Below are 21,049 nucleotides of genomic sequence, written 5' to 3'. Positions count from 1 at the left end.
TTTTTTCAAGCCTGCATTTCGCTGATGCCGGCCTGCATGAATGCTGCCGCCAGGCTGTCGACCTGACGTTGTTCAGTGTCTTTGAGCTGTTGCAATTGCTGGCCCAGTGTCGGCGCGCCGAACACCCCGCGCAGCCCTTGGGCCGCATCCGCGCCCCGGATCGAATGATTGCCAAAGGAATTCAGCGAATCGCGCTCGGCGCTGGTGTCCTGGTTGAACAGGCTCGACAACGTACTGCTGCCGAACACCCCGCCATCGCCACCGCCGAAACCGAGGAAGCCATGGCCCGTGCCATCGCCGCCGCTCTCGCTGCTGCTGAACACTTGCGCGATAAAGCTCGGTGCCAGCGCCCCACGGTTGATGAAGATGTCCCCCAGCGGCCGGATGCCGTTGCCAATGACCCGGTCTTCAAACAACGGGGTAAAGGTCAGCGGTGAACCCAGCGTGCCGGTTGGCGCGGCGAAGATGATCGGTTGCAGCGGCACGTTCGGTTGATCAAGCACGACCACCGGTTGCGAGACGCGGAACTCCGGGTCCGGCGACACAATCGGCGCGGTCGGCGCCGGCACGGTGTTGATCGCAAAGTTGTTCGACTGGCTGGTGCCGCTGCCGGCGTTGCCCGAACCGTCGCTGACGCCGGCGACGTTCAGGCTGATCGCGTTGTTGGCGTTGTTGAGGTTGCTGGTGGGCGTCAGCGTCGCGGTCCAGGTTTTGCCGCCGTCGTTGCTCGACAGGTTGGACAAGGTGCCGTTGGCCACCGTGACGTCGGACAGGTCGAAACCGCTCACCGCTTCGTTGAAGGTGAAGGTCACCAGTGAGGTCTGGCCGACACCGATGTTCGGGTTGGCCACCACCACCGTGGCGGTTGGCCGTTCGCCGTCGATCACGTAATTGTTGGAGACTGCCACGCTGTCGCCGCTGTTGCCCGCCAGGTCGGTGACGTTGCTGGTGTCCAGCGCAATGAAGTTGCTCGGGTCGGTGATGCTGGCGGTCGGCGTGAAGGTGCCGGTCCAGGTTTTGCCGCCGTCGCTGCTGGCCAGTTGGGTCAGTTCACCGTTGGTGACGCTGAGGTCCGACAGGTCGAAGTTGTTCACCGCTTCGCTGAAGGTGATGGTCACCAGCGTGCTCTGGCCAATGCCCAGGTTCGGGTTGGCGACCACGATGGTGGCCGTCGGCCGGGTGGCATCGAGCGCGTAATTGTTGGAGATCGCGATCCCCGCGCCAGCATTGCCGGCGGCGTCCACCACGTTGCTGCTGTCGAGCAGGATCAGGTTGGTGGTGTCGTTGATGTTGGCGGTCGGGGTCAGGGTCGCCGTCCAGGTTTTGCCGCCGTCACTGCTGAGCAGATTGGACAGGTTGCCATTGGCGACGCTGAGGTCCGACAGGTCGAAACCGGACACCGCCTCGGTGAAGGTGATGGTCACCGTGGTGGTTTCGCCGATGCCCAAACGGTTATCGGCCACGACGATGGTCGCGGTCGGCCGCGTCGTGTCGATGGCGTAGTTGTTGGAATCGGTCACGCCCACGCCGCTGTTGCCCGAGCCGTTGATCACGCCGCTGTTGTCGAGGCTGATCAGGTTGGTGGTGTCGGTGATATTGGCGGTTGGGGTGAAGGTCGCGGTCCAGGTGATACCGCCGTCGCTGCTGCTCACCGCGCTCAACGTGCCGTTGGCCAGGGTCAAATCCGCGTTGGTGAAACCGCTGACCGCCTCGGAGAAGGTGATGGTCACCAGCGAGGTTTCACCGACCTTGAGGGCGTTGTCGGCGACCACGATGGTGGCCGTCGGCACTTGGGTTTCCACTGAGTAGTTGGCGGAATCGGTGGTGCCCGCGCCCGCGTTGCCGGCCAGGTCCGCGACGCCGGTGTTGTTCAGGGTGATGACGTTGCTGGTGTCGGTCAGGCCATTGGTCGGGGTGAAGGTCGCCGTCCAGGTGATGCCGCCATCGCTGCTGCTCACCGCGCTCAACGTACCGTTGGCGATGGTCAGGTCACTGTTGTCGAACCCGCTGACCGCTTCGCTGAAGGTGATGGTCACCAGCGAGGTTTCGCCCGGTTTGAGGGTGGTATCGCTCAGCACGATGGTCGCGGTCGGACGCTGGCTGTCGATGGCGTAGTTGTTGGAGTCGGTGGTGCCGCTGCCGCTGTTGCCGGCCAGGTCCTGCACGCCGGTATTGTCCAGGCGCACGAGGTTGCTGGTGTCGGTGATGCCGGCCACAGGCGTCAACGTCGCGGTCCAGGTGATCCCGCCGTCGCTGCTGCTGACGTTGCTCAGGGTGGCGTTATCGATCAGCAGGTCGGCATTGGTGAACCCGCTGACCGCCTCGCTGAACGTGATGGTGACCTGCGTGGTTTGACCGACGCCGAGTGCCGCGTCGGCCACCACGATGGTCGCGGTTGGGCGCGCGGTGTCGATGACAAAGTTATTGGAATCGGTGGTGCCCGCCCCAGCGTTGCCCGAGGCGTTTTGTACACCGCTGTTGTCCAGGGTGATCAGATTGGTCGTGTCGGTGATGGCGTTGGTCGGGGTGAAGGTCGCCGTCCAGGTGATGCCGCCGTCGCTGCTGCTCACGGCTGTGAGTGTGCCGTTGGCGATGGTCAGGTCGGCGTTGCTGAAACCGGTCACCGCTTCAGAGAAGGTCACGGTCACCAGCGAGGTTTCACCGATGTTCAACGCGGTGTCGGCGACCACGATGGTGGCGGTCGGCAGCAAGGTGTCGATGGTGAAGTTGGCCGTGTTGGTGATACCGGTGCCCGCGTTGCCGGCCAGGTCGGTCACGCCGCTGTTGTTCAGGGTGATGAGGTTGGTGGTGTCCTTGATGCCGACGGTCGGCGTGAAGGTGGCGGTCCAGGTGATGCCGCCGTCGCTGCTGCTGACCGCGCTCAACGTACCGTTAGGCACGCTCAAATCACTGTTGTCGAAGCCGCTGACGGCTTCGCTGAAGGTGATGGTCACCAGCGAGGTTTCACCGGCGCTCAGGGTCGTATCGCTCAACACGATGGTGGCCGTCGGCCGCAGGCTGTCGATCACGTAGTTGTTGGAGTCGGTGGTGCCCGCGCCCGCGTTGCCGGCCAGGTCTGCGACGCCGGTGTTGTCCAGGGTGATGACGTTGGTGGCGTCGTTGATGCTCACCGTCGGCGTGAAGGTCGCGGTGTAGGTGATGTTATCGCTGGTGGTCAGGTTGCTCAGGGTGCCGTTGGCGACCGAGAGGTCTGCGGTGGTGAACCCCGTCACTGCTTCGCTGAACGTGATGGTGACCAACGAAGTCTGGCCCAGCGCCAGCGAGGTATCCGCCACGACAATCGTCGCCGTCGGACGCACGGTGTCGATGGCGAAGTTGTTCGAGTCGGTGCTGCCGCTGCCGACGTTGCCCGAAGCATTTTGGACGCCGCTGTTGTCCAGGGTGATCAGATTGGTCGCGTCGGTGATGGCGTTGGTCGGGGTGAACGTTGCCGTCCAGGTGATGCCGCCATCGCTGCTGCTCACGGCTGTGAGTGTGCCGTTGGCGATGGTCAGGTCGGCGTTGCTGAAACCGGTCACGGCCTCGGAGAAGGTCACGGTCACCAGCGAGGTTTCGCCGATGTTCAACGCGGTGTCGGCGACCACGATGGTGGCGGTCGGCAGCACGGTGTCGATGGTGAAGTTGGCCGTGTTGGTGATACCGGTGCCCGCGTTGCCGGCCAGGTCGGTCACGCCGCTGTTGTTCAGGGTGATGAGGTTGGTGGTGTCCTTGATGCCGACGGTCGGCGTGAAGGTGGCGGTCCAGGTGATGCCGCCGTCGCTGCTGCTGACCGCGCTCAACGTACCGTTAGGCACGCTCAAATCACTGTTGTCGAAACCGCTGACGGCTTCGCTGAAGGTGATGGTCACCAGCGAGGTTTCACCGGCGCTCAGGGTCGGGTCGGCCAGGACGATGGTCGCGGTTGGGCGGACCGTGTCGATGACGTAGTTATTCGAATCGGTGGTGCCGCTGCCGGCGTTACCCGCCGTGTCGCTGACCCCGGTGTTGTCCAGGGTGATCAGGTTGGTCGCGTCGTTGGTGCTGGCGCTTGGCGTGAAGGTCGCGGTCCAGGTGATGCCGCCGTCGCTGCTGCTCACGGCGGTGAGTGTGCCGTTGGCGATGCTCAGGTCGGCGTTGGTGAAACCGGTCACCGCTTCGCTGAACGTGATGGTCACCAGCGAGGTTTGGCCAATGCCCAGCGCGGTATCCGCCACCACGACAGTCGCGGTTGGGCGCACGGTGTCGATGGCGTAGTTATTCGAATCGGTGGTGCCCACCCCAGCGTTGCCCGAGGCGTTTTGCACACCGCTGTTGTCCAGGGTGATCAGGTTGGTCGCGTCGGTAATGGCGCTGGTCGGGGTGAAGGTCGCCGTCCAGGTGATGCCGCCGTCGCTGCTGCTCACCGCTGTCAGTGTGCCGTTGGCGATGGTCAGGTCGGCGTTGCTGAAACCGGTCACGGCTTCGCTGAAGGTGATGGTCACCAGCGAGGTTTCGCCGATGTTCAGCGCGTTGTCGGCCACGATGATGGTCGCCGTCGGCGCCAAGGTGTCGATGGTGTAGTTGCCGGAGTTGGTGGTGCCTGAGCCCCCGTTGCCGGCCAGGTCAGCTACGCCGGCATTGGTCAGGGTGATGACGTTGGTGGCGTCATTGAGGCCAGCGGTCGGGGTGAAGGTCGCGGTCCAGGTCACGCCGCCGTCGCTGCTGCTGACGGCGGTCAATGTGCCGTTGGCAATCGTCAGGTCGGCGTTGGTGAAACCGGTCACCGCTTCGCTGAAGGTGATGGTCACCAGCGAGGTTTCACCGGCACTCAGGCTCGGGTCGGCCAGGACGATGGTCGCGGTTGGGCGGACCGTGTCGATGACGTAGTTATTCGAATCGGTGGTGCCGCTGCCGGCGTTGCCCGCCGTGTCCGCGATCCCGGTGTTGTCCAGGGTGATCAGGTTGGTCGCGTCGTTGGTGCTGGCACTTGGCGTGAAGGTCGCGGTCCAGGTCACGCCGCCGTCGCTGCTGCTCACGGCGGTCAGTGTGCCGTTGGCGATGCTCAGGTCGGCGTTGGTGAAACCGGTCACGGCTTCGCTGAAGGTGATGGTCACCAGCGAGGTTTGGCCGATGCTCAGCACGGTGTCCGCCACCACGATGCTGGCCGTTGGGCGCACGGTGTCGATGGCGTAATTGTTGGAGTTGGTCGAGCCTGTGCCGGCATTGCCGGCCTGATCCTGTACGCCGGTATTGTCGAGGGTGATCAGGTTGGTCGCGTCGTTGGTGCTGGCGCTTGGCGTGAAGGTCGCGGTCCAGGTGATGCCGCCGTCGCCGCTGCTCACCGCTGTCAGTGTGCCGTTGGCGATGGTCAGGTCGGCGTTAGTGAAACCGGTCACCGCTTCGCTGAAGGTGATGGTCACCAGCGAGGTTTCGCCGATTTTCAGCGCGTTGTCGGCCACGACGATGGTCGCGGTCGGGCGCACCGTGTCGATGGCGTAGTTGTTGGAGTTGGTCGTACCGCTCCCGGCATTGCCGGACAGATCCTGCACGCCCGTGTTGTCCAGGGCGATCAGGTTGGTGGTGTCATTGATGCTGGCGCTCGGGGTCAGCGTTGCGGTCCAGGTGACGCCACCGTCAGCGCTGCTGAGCCCGGTGACCGAGCCGTTGGCCACGGTCAGGTCGGCCGTGGTGAAACCGGTCACCGCTTCGCTGAAGGTAATGGTCACCAGTGAGGTTTCGCCAATGCTCAGCGCGTTGTCGGCCACGACGATGGTCGCGGTCGGGCGCACGGTGTCGACCGCGTAGTTGTTGGAATCGGTGGTGCCCGTGCCGGCATTGCCCGCCGCGTCACTGACCCCGGTGTTGGCCAGGGTGATCAGGTTGGTGGTGTCAGTGATGCTGGCGGTTGGCGTGAAGGTCGCCGTCCACGTGATGCCGCCGTCGCCGCTGCTGACCGCACTCAACGTGCCGTTGGCGATGGTCAGGTCAGCGTTGGTGAAACCGGTCACGGCTTCGCTGAAGGTGAAGGTCACCAGCGAGGTTTCACCGATTTTCAGTGCGGTGTCCGCCACCACGATGGTCGCCGTCGGGCGCTGGGTGTCGATGGCGTAGTTGTTCGAGTTGATCACACCGAGCCCGGCATTGCCGGACAGATCCTGCACGCCGGTCTTGTCCAGGGTGATCAGGTTGGTCGTGTCAGTGATGCCAGCGGTCGGGGTGAAGGTCGCGGTCCAGGTCACGCCGCCGTCGCTGCTGCTCACAGCGGTGAGTGTGCCGTTGGCGATGGTCAGGTCGGCGTTGGTGAAACCGGTTACGGCTTCACTGAAGGTGATGGTCACCAGCGAGGTTTCGCTGCTGTTCAGCGCGTTGTCCGCGACCACGATGGACGCCGTCGGCGCCACGGTGTCGTGGATCACGTAGTTGTTGGAGGTGCCGGAACCGGTGCCGACGTTACCCGCCAAATCCTGCACGCCCGTGGTGTCGAGGGTAATGGAGTTGGTCGGGGCGTTGATGTTACCCGCCGCCGTCAGGGTCGCGGTCCAGGTAATGCCGCCGTCGCTGCTGCTGACTGCGCTCAGGGTACCGTTGGCCACGGTCAGGTCGGCGTTGGTGAAATTGTTCACGGCCTCGCTGAAGGTAATGGTCACCAGCGAGGTGCCGCCGGAGTTCAGGTTGGTGTTGCTGACCACGATGCTGGACACGGTCGGCGGGGTCACGTCCGGTGCGTAGTTGGTATTGATCACGCCGCCGTCGTTGAAGATGTTGCTTACTGCGGCCGGGGAGGCACCTGTCGCGCCACCGCCCAATGCCGGGCCACCCGTACCGCTGCCGCCGACATTGCCGGTCATGGCGCCAAAGTTGGCCGCCGTCATCAACAGGGTGCCTTTGTTCCAGATCGCGCCGACGCCTTTGCCGCCCGCGCCGCCAGCATCGGCTGAACCGCCCAGGCCGCCACCGCCACCGCCGCCACCGCCGGCCCCGACGTTGTTGGAGATAACCGAAGTACCGACAACCGTCAGGGTGCCGGTCGATGCGTTGTAGATACCGCCAGACGCCGCAGCGCCGGCCCGACCGGGCTTGTCCCAACCGGAGCCACCGCCACCGCCACCGATGGACAGGGTGCCGTTGTTCGCCGTGCCACCGGCGGCGCCGCTGCTGTAATCGGCAGCACCGACGCCGCCTGCGCCGCCCGAGGAGCTCCCCCCTCTGCCGCCCATGTAATTGGGGTTGTACCCCCCGCCATTGCCGCCCTGGTTGGCCGAGCCACTTGTGCCGCCATAAACGCCAGTGCCGAACCCCGAAGTGCCGCCGTGACCACCGGCTTGACCACCCAGCGCACCGCCACCGCCACCGCCACCGCCGACTGCACCGCCGACGTAAGGTGAGGTCACGCCGCCACCGCCGCCGCCGCCCGAAGCCGCGTTTGAGGTCACCGTGACGTTTCTGAGGGTCAGGTTGCCGGCGTTGGAAATACCGCCACCCATGGAGGCGGTGCCGTCTGTGCCCGCCGCCGCGCCCGCACCGGTGACCAGGCCCTGCTTGATGATCAAGCCGTCGAAGGTCGCAGTGACGCCGGCGCTAACCTGCACCACGCGGGTTTTGTACTGGCCATTGAGGGTGACATCGGCGACGCCGTCGTCATTCAAGTCACCATCAATCGTGACGTTCTTGGTGATCGCCAGTTGCGAGTTCAGCCCGATAATCATGCTGGTGCTGAAGGTGACGGTGTCACCGGCCACGGCAGTAGACAGGGCGGTACGCAAAGAACCCACGCCGCTGTCGCTGTTATTGAGCACGGTCAACGTCGCCAGGCTGTACTGGTAGCCGGCCATGGACGCGGAGGACAACACGCTGCGGCTTTCGATACTGCCGGTGGCGATTTCCAGGTTCCAGTCGCCGCCCACGCCGGTCCGGTTGGTGGACGCGGCGATATCGCGGCCGGTGAGTTGCGCCAGGGAATCGACAAAACTCACGCCGCGCTCCCCGGCGCCGGTATTACAGGCGTAGATCAGGATGTCGCCACCGACGTTCATGTCCTTGCCGATCTGCGCCAGTACGTCGCTGCGAGCGGCGACGTTGTCGGCCGACAGGTAGCTGTTGCCCAGCCACAGGTCGCCGGCACTGCCGTGGGCGATGATCTGCACCGAACTCACACCCTGGTGGGTGTCGAGGTAAGCGGCGATCTGCTGCAAGCCGTCCTTGGTGGCGTCCAGCGTCACCACTTCGGTGCCTGGCGCCACACCTTTGAGCAGGCTGTCGGTGTCTTTGATTCGCGAATCGACGAACACCACGCTTTGGCCGGGTACGGCGGTGGGTGTTGCCGCAGGTGCGGGGGTCGCGGCGGAGGTATTGTCCGCTTGGCCATGGGTGTCTTTGCTGGCGGTCGCATGATCCGCCGCCGGCGCCTTGGCGGCGTCAGCCGTGGGGTGACTGTCGGGCTGGGCCGCATCGGCCACGGTGGCCGCGACCGCGCCGTCGAACAGCATGCGCGGTTCCAGGGACATGATCATCGGCGATGCCAGTACGCGCGCGCCCTGGGCCTTTTTCGACTTGCCGTTGCTCCACCACATACTGCTCACCCGAACTCGAACTTTATTACCGCAATTAAAAAGCCGCGATCAATTGATCGCGGCGTCGGATTTCATACGAATGACATTGGCGGCGCTGGAGGACCCATCGTGCCAAAAGGACAGCTCTGCATATTTGTCGAACAGGTCCGGCGGCAGGATCGTGCGCCGATTCTCCAGCGCCACTTGGCGCTTGACCCGATGCAACCCCGAAACACCCAGTGCCTGGTCAAACTCCGGCGCGTCGTAGACGAGGTTGTTGAAATCATGCTCGAACCACGGCTCGCCGATGAATTCGTAGACCAGTCGCAGCACCCGCTCGGGCGCCTGGCTGAGCAGGTCGTAATCGACGATCAGCAGGGAGTCGGCGTTTTCGCCGTAATAGGCTTCCTTCAACGCCGTCCAGGCAAAACCCACCAGGCGATTGCGCTGGGCCAGGGTTTCACAACGGCTGTAGACGGTGTTGCGTTCCACCTCGTCGTTGAACAGCTTGGTGTTCTCGAACGGGTTGGCGCGGTACAGGCGTTCAAGGCTGTCCATCACCCAGGCGACGTTGCGCACACAGGCAATGGTTTTGGCGGCGGGGAAGAGTTCCTTCAACGCAGGCAGACGCGAACACCACTGGCGATTGGTATCGAAGATGACGGGTTTATTGGCCAGGTCGGCGTAGTAGGAGTCGAACAGGCCGCGCAACAGGCGACGACGCAAGGGCGTGTCGATCACCGCACCGAACTCGCTGCCGGCGCTGCACTGGTCGAGGACGCTGGTAAAAAGCGAACCAACCGGGCTGGTCATGCCGGCATGAAAACGTGGGTTTTGCAGCAATATGGCCGACAGCAGGGTGGACCCTGAGCGTGGCAAGCCGGAGATAAAGTGGAACTGCTGCAATCCCTTCACCAGTCGAAAGTCCTTTTGTAGGACAAAGCGTAGTCTATGTAGGGGGATTCGACTAGTGGTGTTTTGATATCAAATCGGAGCTGAAACGATAAAAACCGCGACGAAAATCACCGTACTGCAGGTGAAGCGTTTAAGCGGCCGGTAAAAGGCCGACCAACGGTCGGGGTGGCTAGAGCAGCCGAGATACCGCTATGCCGGCCACGATAACGGTAAGCGCCAGCACGGCTGCGATTGGTGGTGGGCGATCCATCTCTTCAGCCCGCGCGGCAACAGCCCGGTGTAATTACTCAATGCTGGCTCGATCCGAAGGTTGTTTAGGCATATTGGCTTCCTGCGGGGGGGCACGGGTCGCGGTGGGGAGTAGGTCTCACCCTACCCAACCCTCACGGCCGCACAAACAACCGTGCCCGAACATCCCCAACCCGCTTCTCGCTGAGGTTTTGCCAGCCGGCGGGCAATGACGGGAATTCATCCGGCATTTGCGCCGAACCGATCAGCCAGACGCGGCCTCCGCTTTTAAGCAAATCACCGAGACTGTCTACGTAGACATCACTCGCCATTAACGTACCGAAACCATAGGCATTCGGCCGGCTCGATGCACCATCGGCCAAGGGCGGGGTGTACAGCAGGGGGTTGGCGTCGGTGCGGTTGTAATAGACGTAAACGAGGTACCAGAGCATGTCGCCCGTCACAATCTGGTCCCCGGGGGCGAAATGCTGATTGACGTAGTCGACCATCACGCTGAATTGTTCGTCGGGAGTGGCCGAAGCGTTGTTCTTGACCCCTACCAGTTCAACCCCGATGAACAGCAGCAGAATGGCCAGCGCCAGCACCCGGAAACCTGCGTACAAACGATCAACCGCCAGCGCCACCAGCATCGGCAAGCCGAGTGCGAAGGCGGTCAAATAACGTTCAATGAACACCGGCGAGACGAACGACACCGCGAACACCAGCAGGATCGGCAGCAGGCTGAACAGCGCCAGCAGGACGCTGCCGCGAACAACGCTGCGATCCCGGGCCAGCGCCACGCCGATCACCGCCAGCAACGCTGCCGGCACTGCGAAGAACAACCAGCGCGGCAACGTACCGCCGTCGTCCTGGGTCAGGAACGACCAGATCATCGACGGTAACGAACTCAACGTGACAGGGTCTTCCCAGCCGACATCGCCATTGGCCTTGAGCGCATCCATGTGCTGCACCAGATCGATCAGGTTGGGTACCCATGGCAAGTACAACAGCACAATTGCCAGGTTCGCCAACCACCAGGCCGGACGCTGGATAAGCCGCTGGCGATTGTCCGGCCACAGGCGCAGCACGGCCAGGTACAACCAGTGGCTGATTACGCACAGTGCCGTGAAGTAATGGGTATAAAACGCCGCTGCCATCAGCAGCGTATACAGCACCAGATAGCCGTTACGCCGGGGCTGCCGAATCCAGTACACCAGCGCAATCGTGGCGCCAATCAGCAGCAGGCCGAGCAGGGAGTACATGCGCACTTCCTGGCTGTAACGCACGGCGGTGGGAAACAGCGCCAGCAGGACCCCGGCCAGCATCGCCGCGCGCCGGGTGGCAAGCAGGTCCACCAGCCACACGCCGAGCCCGACCGTGATGACTCCCGGTATCGCGCTCAGGGTACGGATCGAAAAAATGCCGTCGCCGAAACAGGCAATCCAGCCATGCAGCAGCATGAAGTACAGCGGTGGGTGCACATCGTGGGCGGCATGCGCCCAGATTTCGCTGAATGAGCGCTGGCTCAACAATAGGCTGGAACCTTCGTCGCCCCAGATCGCGGCGGCCGTCAGGCCGTAAAAACGCACGACTGCGGCCAGCAGCAGAATCAGCCAGAAGCCGTAATCAGCCAGCCATTGCGGCAGTGCCGAGAGCGCTGTGGCGCGCGCGCGACCGGCACCTCCATCTGGCCTGCCGGCCAGTTCTGTTTCCCTGCGGTACTTCATGACATCCACGCCTGGTCAAAAAAAACTGATCACTCTTGGAGCCTGGGGCACGCCGGGAGTTCTGGCTCGATGCTGACCTCATCTCGGCCATAACGCAATCCGGCGACTTTCACACCAGCGTCTACGCTGACAACTGGCTTGAGCAGTAGCGTCGAGCCAGTACGGCCTCCTCCAAAAACCACATGGATGAAATAGCTATGGACGTGTTTCTCGGAACCATTCTTCCCTTCGGCTTCTCCTACGCCCCCAGCGGCTGGATGCAAGCCAATGGGCAGACACTGCCCGTCAACCAGTACCAGGCGTTGTTCGCCTTGCTAGGCATCACCTACGGCGGCAACGGGTCGCAAAACTTCATGCTGCCCAACCTGTGCGGGCGCCTGCCCATGCACCAGGGCCAAGGCATCAACCTGACGAACCGGGTGATCGGTGAAGTCATCGGCACAGAAAACACCAACGTTCTGCTGGCCAACCTGCCGCCCCACGCACCCGTCATCACCGCCACGGCCACGTCGGCACTGACGGCCACGACCACGGTCAATCTGGCGAGCGCACCCAGCACGCCCACCACCATACCGTCGAATGACAACGCCTACATCGGGGCCTCTGCGGCCACGGGGCCGAGCTCCGCCGCGATCTTCTCCACCGCACAGGGCGCCAATCCGGTCGCGCTCAAAGGCGTCAGCAGCACCGTGGGCGGCACCGTCAACGTGACCGCCACCGCGCAAACCCTCGGCAGCGGCACACCGCTGGGCATCGTCAACCCGGTGCTGGTGCTGAACTTCTGTGTGGCCCTTCAGGGGCTTTTCCCTTCGCGCAACTGACCTGGGTGTCGGGGCCCCAGGGCCCCGAACCTCTACTTTTCAGGGAGCAGATTCATGCTTGATCAGATTACCGGCGACCACTTCCGCCAGTTGCTCGGCACCGCCAAGCCGCTCTACCTCAGCGATGGCAGCGAGATACCCGTGGTGATCGTGTCCGTGGTGGACAAACCCAATGCCCGCATGTCGGCCACCGGGCGCATGCCGTTTGGTGTTGAGCTGAGCAGCCCGGCGAAAACGGATTTTATCGATGGTCCGTGCGCCATCGAGTTGCCGGAGCTGGGCCGGATCGAAGGCATCGTCGTGTCTCGCACCCCGGAGCTGGGGCGCGACGCCAGCCACATTTACTTCGACATCACCGTCAATTGACCACCGCCGACTGCGGCTGGCCGGGATACCAGACCAGCCGCTCGGCGGCGACGTTGCTTTCTTCAACCTGAAACCCCAGCGCCAGATAGTGCCGGCGCGCATGGGGATTGTTGGCCCAGACCACCGTCGCCACCGGGCAGCGCACTTGTTCGGCGGCTTTCTGCACCCCTTGCAACACCGTGCGGCCATAGCCTTTGCCCCGCGCCGGCGGAATAAACGCCAGGTACAGCACGCGAATTTCGTTGGTGCCGAAATCGGCGGTCAGCGCGCCAATTGGCGTGCCGAGTTTTTCCACGACGAAGTGCATCGCATTGGGGTAGGACTCCCCGGTGCCCTGCTCCTGCACCTTGAATTGCTGGGCGATCACTTCTTCCACCAGCGCCTGCTCGCCATCGATCCATTGCAGATCGGGCCGGGCCGCGTGGTAAAGGCTGTGCAAAAACGGTCCGTCGGTGGCGCAGGACGGACGCACCACCAAGTCGCCCACATCATTGGAGTTGTTGTTCAGCATTGCGATCTCTCCCTGGGCTAAAAACCACTCTCCCTCACACCCAACGCCGCCATCCGACGCCAGGCTGTTCCCAGCAATGACTCACTGCGACCTTGTACCACCACCACACCGCGCAAAGGCTGGGTCGGGGTGACGATGCTGTCCAGCGGCGTCAGGCGCACCGCGTACTGTGCCTGCACCGGCTCCGGTCGTTGGTTCTGGTCACGGCGCACGGCAATCGGCCCGTGGTGGTCGGACGTCAGCGCTTCCTGCTCAATGAAACCCGCGCCGTTGGCGTCGATCTCGCTCAGTTGCACGGCGACGGCCGGGTGCATCGGGTCCTCGGCGATAAAACGCCCCGTGGCGCCGGGCGCGACCCGCCATAATTCGGCCTCGGCCAGATAACCGCGCAAACGCGCACCCTCCTCGACCACCCTGGCCAGCGGCTCTTTGGGCGACAACCAGCGTCCGGCGTTTAACTGCGGCAACAGGTCCCGCACCTTGCCGGTCTGCGGCGCGCGAATCAGCAAGCGCTCCCGTTGCGCGGCCAAACCGCGATACTCGGCCACGGCTTCGGCCAGACGCTGCTCGACAATCCCGGCATCGGCCACGGTTTCGCTGCGACTGGCCTGACGGCGCATCTGCAATTGCTGGATCTGGATTTCCCGACGGACGATGGCCTGGCGCGAATCCAGGTCTGGGGATTCCAGTTCAATCAACACGTCGCCCTGGGTCACCGACTGACCATCGCTGACATTCACCTGCTTGACCCGCGCCGCCACCGGCGCATGCAACGTGCTGACGCGGCCCGCTTCCAGCATCGAAGGCACTTCCACCGCGCTGCGCCACGGCACGGCCAGCAGCAAGACAATCGCCGCCAACCCCAGCGTACTCAGCAACACACGCGGTGCGTGGGCCTGATCACGGCGGGTCCACCACTCGCGCCACTCACGCACGATCGGCAGAAAGATGAACCACACCAGTTCGACGAACATCAGGAAGATGCCCAACAGCTTGAAGAACAGGTGATACACCGCCAGGGCAATCCCGAAAAACAGCACCGCGCGCCACAGCCACGAACCGTAGCCCCAGATCAGCAATCGCCGCTGCATCGACGGCGACCAAGGCTCCGGCGCCGGGGCACCGTAGCCGAACAAGGCCTCGCGCAAACGCCAGCGGCACAAGGCAAAGGCCCGGCCCTGGAGGTTGTCGACTTCCCAGAGATCACTGAGCAAAAAGTAACCATCGAAGCGCATGAACGGGTTGAGGTTGATCACCAGCGTGGTGATCCACGTGGCACTGGCGAGCATAAAAGCCGCCGTGCGTGCGGGGCCGTCAGGCAAAAACGACCAGGCCAGCAGCGCGATGCAGGCCAACAGCAATTCCGCGAGCACGCCGCCAGCCCCGATCAGTAGCCGGGCGCGCCGATCATTGACCCGCCAGGCGTCGCTGACATCGGTATAAAACATCGGCAGCAGCACCATGAACGCCACGCCCATGCTTTGCACCCGGCACCCGGCGCGCTTGGCCATAAAGGCATGACCGAACTCGTGGCACAGCTTGGCGAAGAACAGCGCCACGCCAAACGACAGGGCGCCGCCGAGGCTGAACAAATGCGGAAACGTCGCGATAAAGCGCTGCCAGTCCCGGGACACCAGAAACACCCCGAGCCCCAACGCGGCCGGCAATCCGTAGCGCAAGGCGCGCGGGCCGAAACGCTCCAGCCACGGCCAGGCGCGATTGAGAAACGCGTCCGGGCGCCACAATGGAATCCGGAAAAACAGGTATTGATGCAGCAGAATCTGCCACAGCGTCTGGCGCTGGGCGGCGGCTTTGAGGCTGTAGCTGCCGCGCTGTTGCGGGTCGAGGGCGCTGATCAGGTCATGGCCGCGCAGGAACGTCAGCAATTGCTCAAGCTCGGCGCCATCCAGCGGCAGGCCTGGCTCGCGATTGGCGGCGCGCAGGACTTGCTCGGGATCGCCCAGGGACCAATGACGCAGCAAGCGCATCGCGGCGGTGCCGAGTTTGAAATAGCGCCCGCGCACCGGATCGGCCAGGGTCCAGCGCGGCGAGCCGTCGAGGGCCGGGGCCGCCGCTTGCAGTTGCAGGTCTGCCCGCAGGCTCGGCAGGCTCATCTACAGGCCCACGCTTTGACGCAACCCGGCCAGTGGCCGGCGCAACAGGTACAACGCCAGCGGCGCACGGTCGCCAAAGATTTTTGCGGTGCCGCGTAAACCAATGCGCGGCGGCGCGGCATCGAAATTGGCGTCCAGGCGATAGGCCAACTGCCCACCCGCCGTGGGCTGCGCTTCGTAAGCCGAGCGTTCGAGTTTGGCCAGATGCCGTTGCAATGGATCGCTGTCGAGGAACAGTGACACTTCGGCTCCCGGCTCCAGCGCAATCGCATCGCCCACGGCCAGTTCGATGCGCAATTCAGCCTGATTCGGGTCGGCGATTTCCATCAAGCGTTCGCCGGTCTGCACCGGTTTGCCGGTCCAGCGTTCGGCGTCGGCAAACACCGCGATGCCATCGCGTTCGGCGCGCACTTCGCTGCGTTTGAGCAGCTCGCGGGCGTAATCCCGTTCGGCGCGTTTCTGTTCGACCCGAGCAGCCAGCAAATCGATTTTCGAACTGGATTCGGCGTCCGCAAAAGAGCGCTGGGAGTTGGCCTTGAGTTCGGCTTCGGCCACGCCCAAGGCGCGCTCGGACACGTCGGCCTGAGCCTTGAGGGTGGTGTTTTCGAAACGCAGCAGCAGGTCGCCGGTTTTCACCGTTTGATTGGGTTTGACCAGGAACTCGGCAATCACCCCATCCAGCGGCGCCGCCACCACGCGGCCACCCAGTGGCACCACTTCGGCCGGGGCCAGCACCGATTGGCGCACCGGGATCAACAGCGCGAGCAGCGCCACCGCCACCAGTGCCACCTGGCGTTTACGGGTCCAGCGCAAGCGCCACGGTTTGCGCGGTTGCAGCGCCAGCCAGGCGTGGCTGTAGGTATCGCCCAATTGCGAGAGCAGGACTTGTTCGGAAGGGTTCCAGGGATTGTCCCGGGCCAGCCAGAGACCGCCGAAGACTTCGCCCTGATGATCCACCAGCGGCAACCAGAACACCTGCGCGGCCGAGAGACTTTGCCAGTCGTCGCGGATCGACTCGCTGACCACTTCGTGGGGGATCACCCGCGCCTGCTTCAGGATGTCGAGCTTGAACAGCTGCGCCACCGCTTGCTCGACGAACGCCACGAACGGCGCATTCGGGTCCACCGCGCTGACACCGGTCACGGCATGCACCTTCCCGGCAATCAACAGCGCCGCATGGCGAAAACCGAACAGTGCCTGACCGTCATTGACCAGGCTGTAGGCCAGTTGCGCGGGGGTGCGCGCCGCGCGGGTCTGACGTTCGAGGTCAAGAAACCGGGCGAACACCTGTTCGGCGCCGCCCGTTACCGGGGCGTTCACTTGAGCTCCGCGAAACGCGCCGTTCCGCTCATGCCGGCCAACAGGCCCGTGGCGTTGGGCAGCGTCGCCACCAGCAGCAAGGTCTGGCTGCCTTCATCGATGCGCGCGCCCAGGCGCTTGACCGTGGCGTCCAGTGGCTGACCGGTTTCATCAGGCACAAAACTGAAGGTCTGGCCGGGCTTGAGCTTGCCCATCCAGCGCGACGGAATCAGTAAATGAATTTCCAGGGTGCGGTTGTCCACCACATCCAGCAACGGCGCCCCGGCCGCCACGCTTTCATAACGCTGGACCTTGCGCTCGACGACCTGGCCATCGAACGGCGCCAGCACGCTGCAACGCTTGACCTGCACCTGATAAACCTGGGACTGCGCCTGGGTCTCGCTGACCTTGGCCTCGGCCCGCGCCACTTCAAAACGCCCGACCGAGTTCAGTGCAGCCAATTGCTTGTTGTGCGCCAACTCTTCACTGGCCCCACGGCTGGCGGCTTGCGCAGCATTAAGCTGCGCCTGAAAACCCGAGCAATCGAACTTCGCCAGGGTATCGCCCTTCTTGAACGACTCGCCTTCGCTGAACGGCAACTCGACCACCCGCCCCGGCAACTCGCTGGCGAGTACGGCCTGATCCCGAGCCCGCAGCACGCCACGGGCCTCGCTGCTGGCCTGCACAGTGCCACCGACCGCGCTGTTTTCCAGCAGCGGATCGTCTGGCGCAGGCGTTTGAGCCTGTACTGCGCACGTTACAAAGGCCAATCCCAAAACCCAACTTCCAAAACGCGGCATAACCGTGACTCCCTGACGGATGGTCGGAGTCTACGACAGCGGGGGTTTGCGTCAAGCGAATAGCCATCATTGGGTAGAAATGCGTTGTTTCAAAACGGACAAAATTTTCAAAGCATTCGATTGTTCTTACGTTCATGCGGGGCAGGTACAAAATCCCACATAAATTTGGGAAGCCCCATTCAGACAAAAGAGAGGGAGGTGATAGACGTCTTTCGTCTTCATGTATTCACCCTTGCATCGCCCCTCTCACCGCAACAATCGCTAATAGATGAGACGAATTACAGCTTGACCATTGGACAGGTAATTACACAAATCTGGCTCGCCGGCGTGGGATAGCCTTCGGTCGTGCAGAGCCGCTCAATAGATCATTGACGAGAGTGGCGAACACGACTTAGGATTGCCCCAACTCAACCCCGTACGCAGCGATTAAGTTCTCTGGCAGTTGGGGTGAAGAAACCGGCCCAGGCCGGTTTTTTCGTTTTTGAGGATTGAGTTTGTGCGCACCGCTTTTTTTGTTGATGGCTACAACCTGTTCTACGGGTTGCTCGCGGGAACGCCCTATAAGTGGCTCAACCTAAAAAGCCTGCTGGCCTACGTTGCCCATATCGAAAACCCGCAAAGCTCCATCATCTCTGTGGATTACTTCACTTCATCCGTCAAACCAGCGCCACTCGGGGCCGAACCTCCAAAGAGGCTCAAGACGCCTATGTTCGGGCGCTAAAAGCAACCAAAGTATCAGTGCACTATGGCCGCCACTCACTCGCACCCGCAAAAGCTCCGCGCTTCGTAGACAAGAAAACAGGCGCCTCGCGCCAAGACAAAGTCGACATTTGGAAGCTTGAAGAGAAAGAAACGGATGTTCACCTCGCGATTAGCATGTATCGCACCGCGACCAGACAAGCCGCTTTAGCGGCTCACGAGCAAATTGAACAACTTGTGCTGGTATCCAGCGACACCGACATGACGCCGGCGCTGAGAGCTCTTCGCGAAGATTTTCCTGCCATCACTGTCGGGATTATTCTTCCTCATCGAGCCGAATTGAACTGCCCTTCTCCCGGCTCGCTAAAAGAACACTCTCATTGGATGCGACGAGTCATTTCCACAGAAGAACTACAGTCACATCAGTTTCCAGACCGGGTCCCCACCCATAAGGCACCGGCCATCAAACCGGATTATTGGTAACGACTGTTGCCATCGGATAAACCGACTCCCATCCCCCGCCCAACGCCCTGTACAACCCCACCATCGCCAGCGAAACCCCGGTCGAGCTCTCAACCCACTGCTGTTGCGTCGCCAACAATTCACCTTGCACCGTCAGCACGTTGACGAAATCCACCACGCCTTCCACGTATTGCTGTTGCGCGGTGCGCAGGGCGATCTGGTTTTGGCGCACGGCTTCGGCGAGGCTGTCGCGGCGGCGTTGGCTGGCGTTGTAGGCGCTCAGTTGATCGTCGATTTCGTGCCAGGCGCGCAGCACGGTTTGCTGGTAGGCCAGCGCCGCTTCTTGCTGTTGGGCTTCGCGCAGGTTGAGCATGCCGCGCAGTCGGCCGCCGTCGAACAGCGGCAGGCTCAATTGCGGGCCGATGCCGAACGAGCGTGAGCCCCAGGAGCCGAAATCGCTCAGTTGCATGGCTTGGGAACCGATGTTGCCGGACAGGGTGATTCGCGGATAGAAATCACCCTTGGCCACGCCGATGCTGGCCGTCGCGGCATGCAGGCGCGCTTCTGCCTGACGGATGTCGGGGCGACGTTCGGCCAGTTGCGACGGCAGACCGATGGCGACCTGACGCGGGGTCTGGGGCACCGGGCCGTCTGTGGATAACTCGGCTTGCAACGCTTGCGGCGGCTCCCCCATCAACAAGCTCAGGGCATTGATCAGTTGTGACTGACGCTGCTCCAGCGCCGGCAGGCGCGATTCGATGGCCGCCACTTGGGCGGCGGCTTCGGCGACGTCCAGGTCCGTGGCCACACCATCGGCCAGACGCAGTTGCGAGAGCTTCAGGCTATGCCGGGCAACGTCGAGGTTCTGCTCTGTGACGGCGCGGGTGTTCTGCACGCCGCGCAGTTGAATGTAGTCCTGTGCCGTCTCGGCCAACACCGAGAGCAACACGCCACGGCGATCGTTTTCGGCGACTTCGAGGGTCGCGTCGGCGGCTTCGGTTTCGCGGCGCACGCGACCCCAGAAATCCAGTTCCCAGGAGGCGGAGAAACCGGCGTCCCAGAGGTTGAACGCCGAGTCGCCGTTTTTCCCCGACGGGTCGCTCAGGCCTTCACCACTGTTGCGTTCACGCCCGTAACTGCCAGTGGCGGCGGTGTGAGGGTAACGGTCGGCGGTGATCACCTGGCGTACGGCGCGGCTTTGCTGCAAGCGGCTGCTGGCGAGTTTCAGGTCGAGGTTATCGGTCAAGGCCCGCTGGCTCAGGGCCGAGAGTTTCGGGTCGTGGAAGACCTCCCACCAGCGTTCGTCCATGGGCTGGGCGATGGCTTGGCTGTCGGCAGGCTTTGAGGGTTTCGACCATTCGGCGATGGGCTGTGGCTGGGGTTTGAGGAAGTCCGGGCCGACGGTGCAGGCGCTCAGGGACATCAGACTCAACACAATAACGGCTGGCTGAATGAAGCTCCCTCGCCACTGGGAACAGTGATTATCAACATTCATCGTTGGCTCACCTCTCGCATTCTGGGACCCGCGCCCGCCGTATCAATACTCGCCTCCACCGACATCCCCACCCGCAACCGCTGCGCCAATGGCTGCCCGGCATCCAGCACGATTTTCACCGGAATCCGCTGCACAACCTTGGTGAAGTTGCCCGTGGCGTTATCCGGTTTGACCGAGGCAAACGTCACCCCGGTGGCCGGCGCAATGCTCTCGACGCGACCGCTCAAACTCTCGCCGCCAAGGCTATCGACGCGCACCTGCACCTCCTGCCCCGGCTGCACATCCCGAAGTTGCGTCTCCTGAAAATTGGCGACCACAAACGCCTGGGCCAGTGGCACCACCGCCAGAATCTTGCTGCCCGGGGTCACGTAAGCGCCGACCCGCACCGCCCGCTCACCGACCATGCCGTCCTGCGGCGCGACGATGCGTGTGTACGACAGCTCGTAACTGGCCATTTCCAGCGCCGCTTGCGAGCGTTTCAGCCCACCGTCGGCCGCATCGCGCTGCGCGGTGAGGATCTCCACCTGCTTGCGCTCCGCCGCCAGCACCGCCGTGGCATTGGCCAGCCGAGCGGTGGCCTGATCGATGCGGGTCCGCGCCTGTTGCGCGCTCTGCACCGTGCCGGCCCCCACGCCCGCGAGGTGGTTGTAGCGGTTCAGTTCATGGGCGGCGAAGTCCATTTCAGCCTTGGCCGAGACCACCGTGGCCTGGGCCTGGGCGATCACCGAGGCCTGACGCTCCAGGGTCGCCCGGGCGTTTTGCAGTTGCGCCCTCGCCACCAGGGTTTCGGCGTCGGCGGCCTGGGCGGCGGCGCGCAGATCCCGGTCATCGATCAATGCCAGCAGTTGCCCGGCCTTGACCTGCTGGTTGTCTTCCACCAACACCTCTTTGATAAACCCGGCGACTCGCGGCACCACCAGGGTGAAGTCCGCCGAGACAAAGGCATCGTTGGTGCTCTGTTGCGTGCGTTTGCCGAACAACCCCGGCGCGACCAGGTACATCAACACGCCGACGGCGATCGCTGCGGCAACGCCGACCGCCACTTTTTGCTTTGCATGAGTCGTCATAAAAACCTTCTGTTTCA

13 protein-coding genes are annotated in these 21,049 nt (G+C 63.1%); 4 read left to right on the top strand and 9 right to left on the bottom strand.

From position 1 onward, the window contains the following. Positions 1 to 5: 5 nt before the first annotated feature. From V5E99_RS14660 to V5E99_RS14650, 3 genes are all read right to left on the bottom strand, one after another. The gene (locus V5E99_RS14660; protein ID WP_499803069.1) at positions 6 to 8,549 is read right to left on the bottom strand and encodes an Ig-like domain-containing protein; all 8,544 of its coding nucleotides are present in this window, start codon (positions 8,547 to 8,549) and stop codon (positions 6 to 8) included. A gap of 48 nt (positions 8,550 to 8,597) precedes the next feature. Continuing rightward, positions 8,598 to 9,443, bottom strand: a complete 846-nt coding sequence (locus tag V5E99_RS14655) for a sulfotransferase family protein (RefSeq protein WP_499803068.1) — start codon at positions 9,441 to 9,443, stop codon at positions 8,598 to 8,600. A gap of 383 nt (positions 9,444 to 9,826) precedes the next feature. Continuing rightward, positions 9,827 to 11,398, bottom strand: coding sequence for a glycosyltransferase family 39 protein (locus V5E99_RS14650; protein WP_499803067.1), 1,572 nt, complete (start codon positions 11,396 to 11,398; stop codon positions 9,827 to 9,829). A gap of 197 nt (positions 11,399 to 11,595) precedes the next feature. Here V5E99_RS14650 and V5E99_RS14645 point away from each other — a divergent pair, with 197 nt between their 5' ends. Both V5E99_RS14645 and V5E99_RS14640 read left to right on the top strand, forming a co-directional pair. After that, positions 11,596 to 12,219 (top strand): phage tail protein, encoded by a 624-nt coding sequence (locus V5E99_RS14645; RefSeq protein ID WP_499803066.1) that lies wholly within the window; start codon positions 11,596 to 11,598, stop codon positions 12,217 to 12,219. Between the two features lie 54 nt (positions 12,220 to 12,273). Next, the gene (locus tag V5E99_RS14640) at positions 12,274 to 12,585 is read left to right on the top strand and encodes a hypothetical protein (RefSeq protein WP_499803065.1); all 312 of its coding nucleotides are present in this window, start codon (positions 12,274 to 12,276) and stop codon (positions 12,583 to 12,585) included. Here V5E99_RS14640 and V5E99_RS14635 read toward each other — a convergent pair. From V5E99_RS14635 to V5E99_RS14620, 4 genes are read right to left on the bottom strand one after another with little or no spacing between them, the layout of a single operon-like run. Then, complete coding sequence (locus V5E99_RS14635) at positions 12,578 to 13,096, bottom strand: GNAT family N-acetyltransferase (RefSeq protein ID WP_499803064.1); 519 nt, start codon at positions 13,094 to 13,096, stop codon at positions 12,578 to 12,580. The genes V5E99_RS14640 and V5E99_RS14635 overlap by 8 nt on opposite strands. 17 nt (positions 13,097 to 13,113) lie before the next feature. Next, positions 13,114 to 15,210 (bottom strand): efflux RND transporter periplasmic adaptor subunit, encoded by a 2,097-nt coding sequence (locus V5E99_RS14630; protein WP_499803063.1) that lies wholly within the window; start codon positions 15,208 to 15,210, stop codon positions 13,114 to 13,116. Continuing rightward, the gene (locus tag V5E99_RS14625) at positions 15,211 to 16,530 is read right to left on the bottom strand and encodes an efflux RND transporter periplasmic adaptor subunit (RefSeq protein WP_499803062.1); all 1,320 of its coding nucleotides are present in this window, start codon (positions 16,528 to 16,530) and stop codon (positions 15,211 to 15,213) included. It abuts the gene before it with no gap. Further along, complete coding sequence (locus V5E99_RS14620) at positions 16,527 to 17,309, bottom strand: efflux RND transporter periplasmic adaptor subunit (RefSeq protein ID WP_499803061.1); 783 nt, start codon at positions 17,307 to 17,309, stop codon at positions 16,527 to 16,529. Before V5E99_RS14620 ends, V5E99_RS14625 begins: the two co-directional genes overlap by 4 nt. A gap of 496 nt (positions 17,310 to 17,805) precedes the next feature. Between V5E99_RS14620 and V5E99_RS14615 the strand changes: the two genes are divergently transcribed. Together V5E99_RS14615 and V5E99_RS14610 are read left to right on the top strand one after the other, a co-directional pair. Further along, the gene (locus V5E99_RS14615; RefSeq protein WP_499803060.1) at positions 17,806 to 18,030 is read left to right on the top strand and encodes a PIN domain-containing protein; all 225 of its coding nucleotides are present in this window, start codon (positions 17,806 to 17,808) and stop codon (positions 18,028 to 18,030) included. A gap of 17 nt (positions 18,031 to 18,047) precedes the next feature. Continuing rightward, a complete protein-coding gene (locus tag V5E99_RS14610; RefSeq protein WP_499803059.1) occupies positions 18,048 to 18,491 on the top strand; it encodes an NYN domain-containing protein in 444 nt (147 codons plus the stop codon). Here V5E99_RS14610 and V5E99_RS14605 read toward each other — a convergent pair. After that, a complete protein-coding gene (locus V5E99_RS14605; protein ID WP_499803058.1) occupies positions 18,472 to 19,893 on the bottom strand; it encodes an efflux transporter outer membrane subunit in 1,422 nt (473 codons plus the stop codon). The genes V5E99_RS14610 and V5E99_RS14605 overlap by 20 nt on opposite strands. A 68-nt stretch (positions 19,894 to 19,961) precedes the next feature. Then, positions 19,962 to 21,032, bottom strand: coding sequence for an HlyD family secretion protein (locus V5E99_RS14600; RefSeq protein ID WP_499803057.1), 1,071 nt, complete (start codon positions 21,030 to 21,032; stop codon positions 19,962 to 19,964). Positions 21,033 to 21,049: the final 17 nt, after the last annotated feature.

It is taken from the genome of Janthinobacterium sp. LPB2021202312-11-4 (assembly GCF_037049705.1).
Lineage (GTDB): Bacteria > Pseudomonadota > Gammaproteobacteria > Pseudomonadales > Pseudomonadaceae > Aquipseudomonas.
Note: the sequence above shows the minus strand (reverse complement) of the source record. Positions and strands in the feature narration are given on the sequence as shown.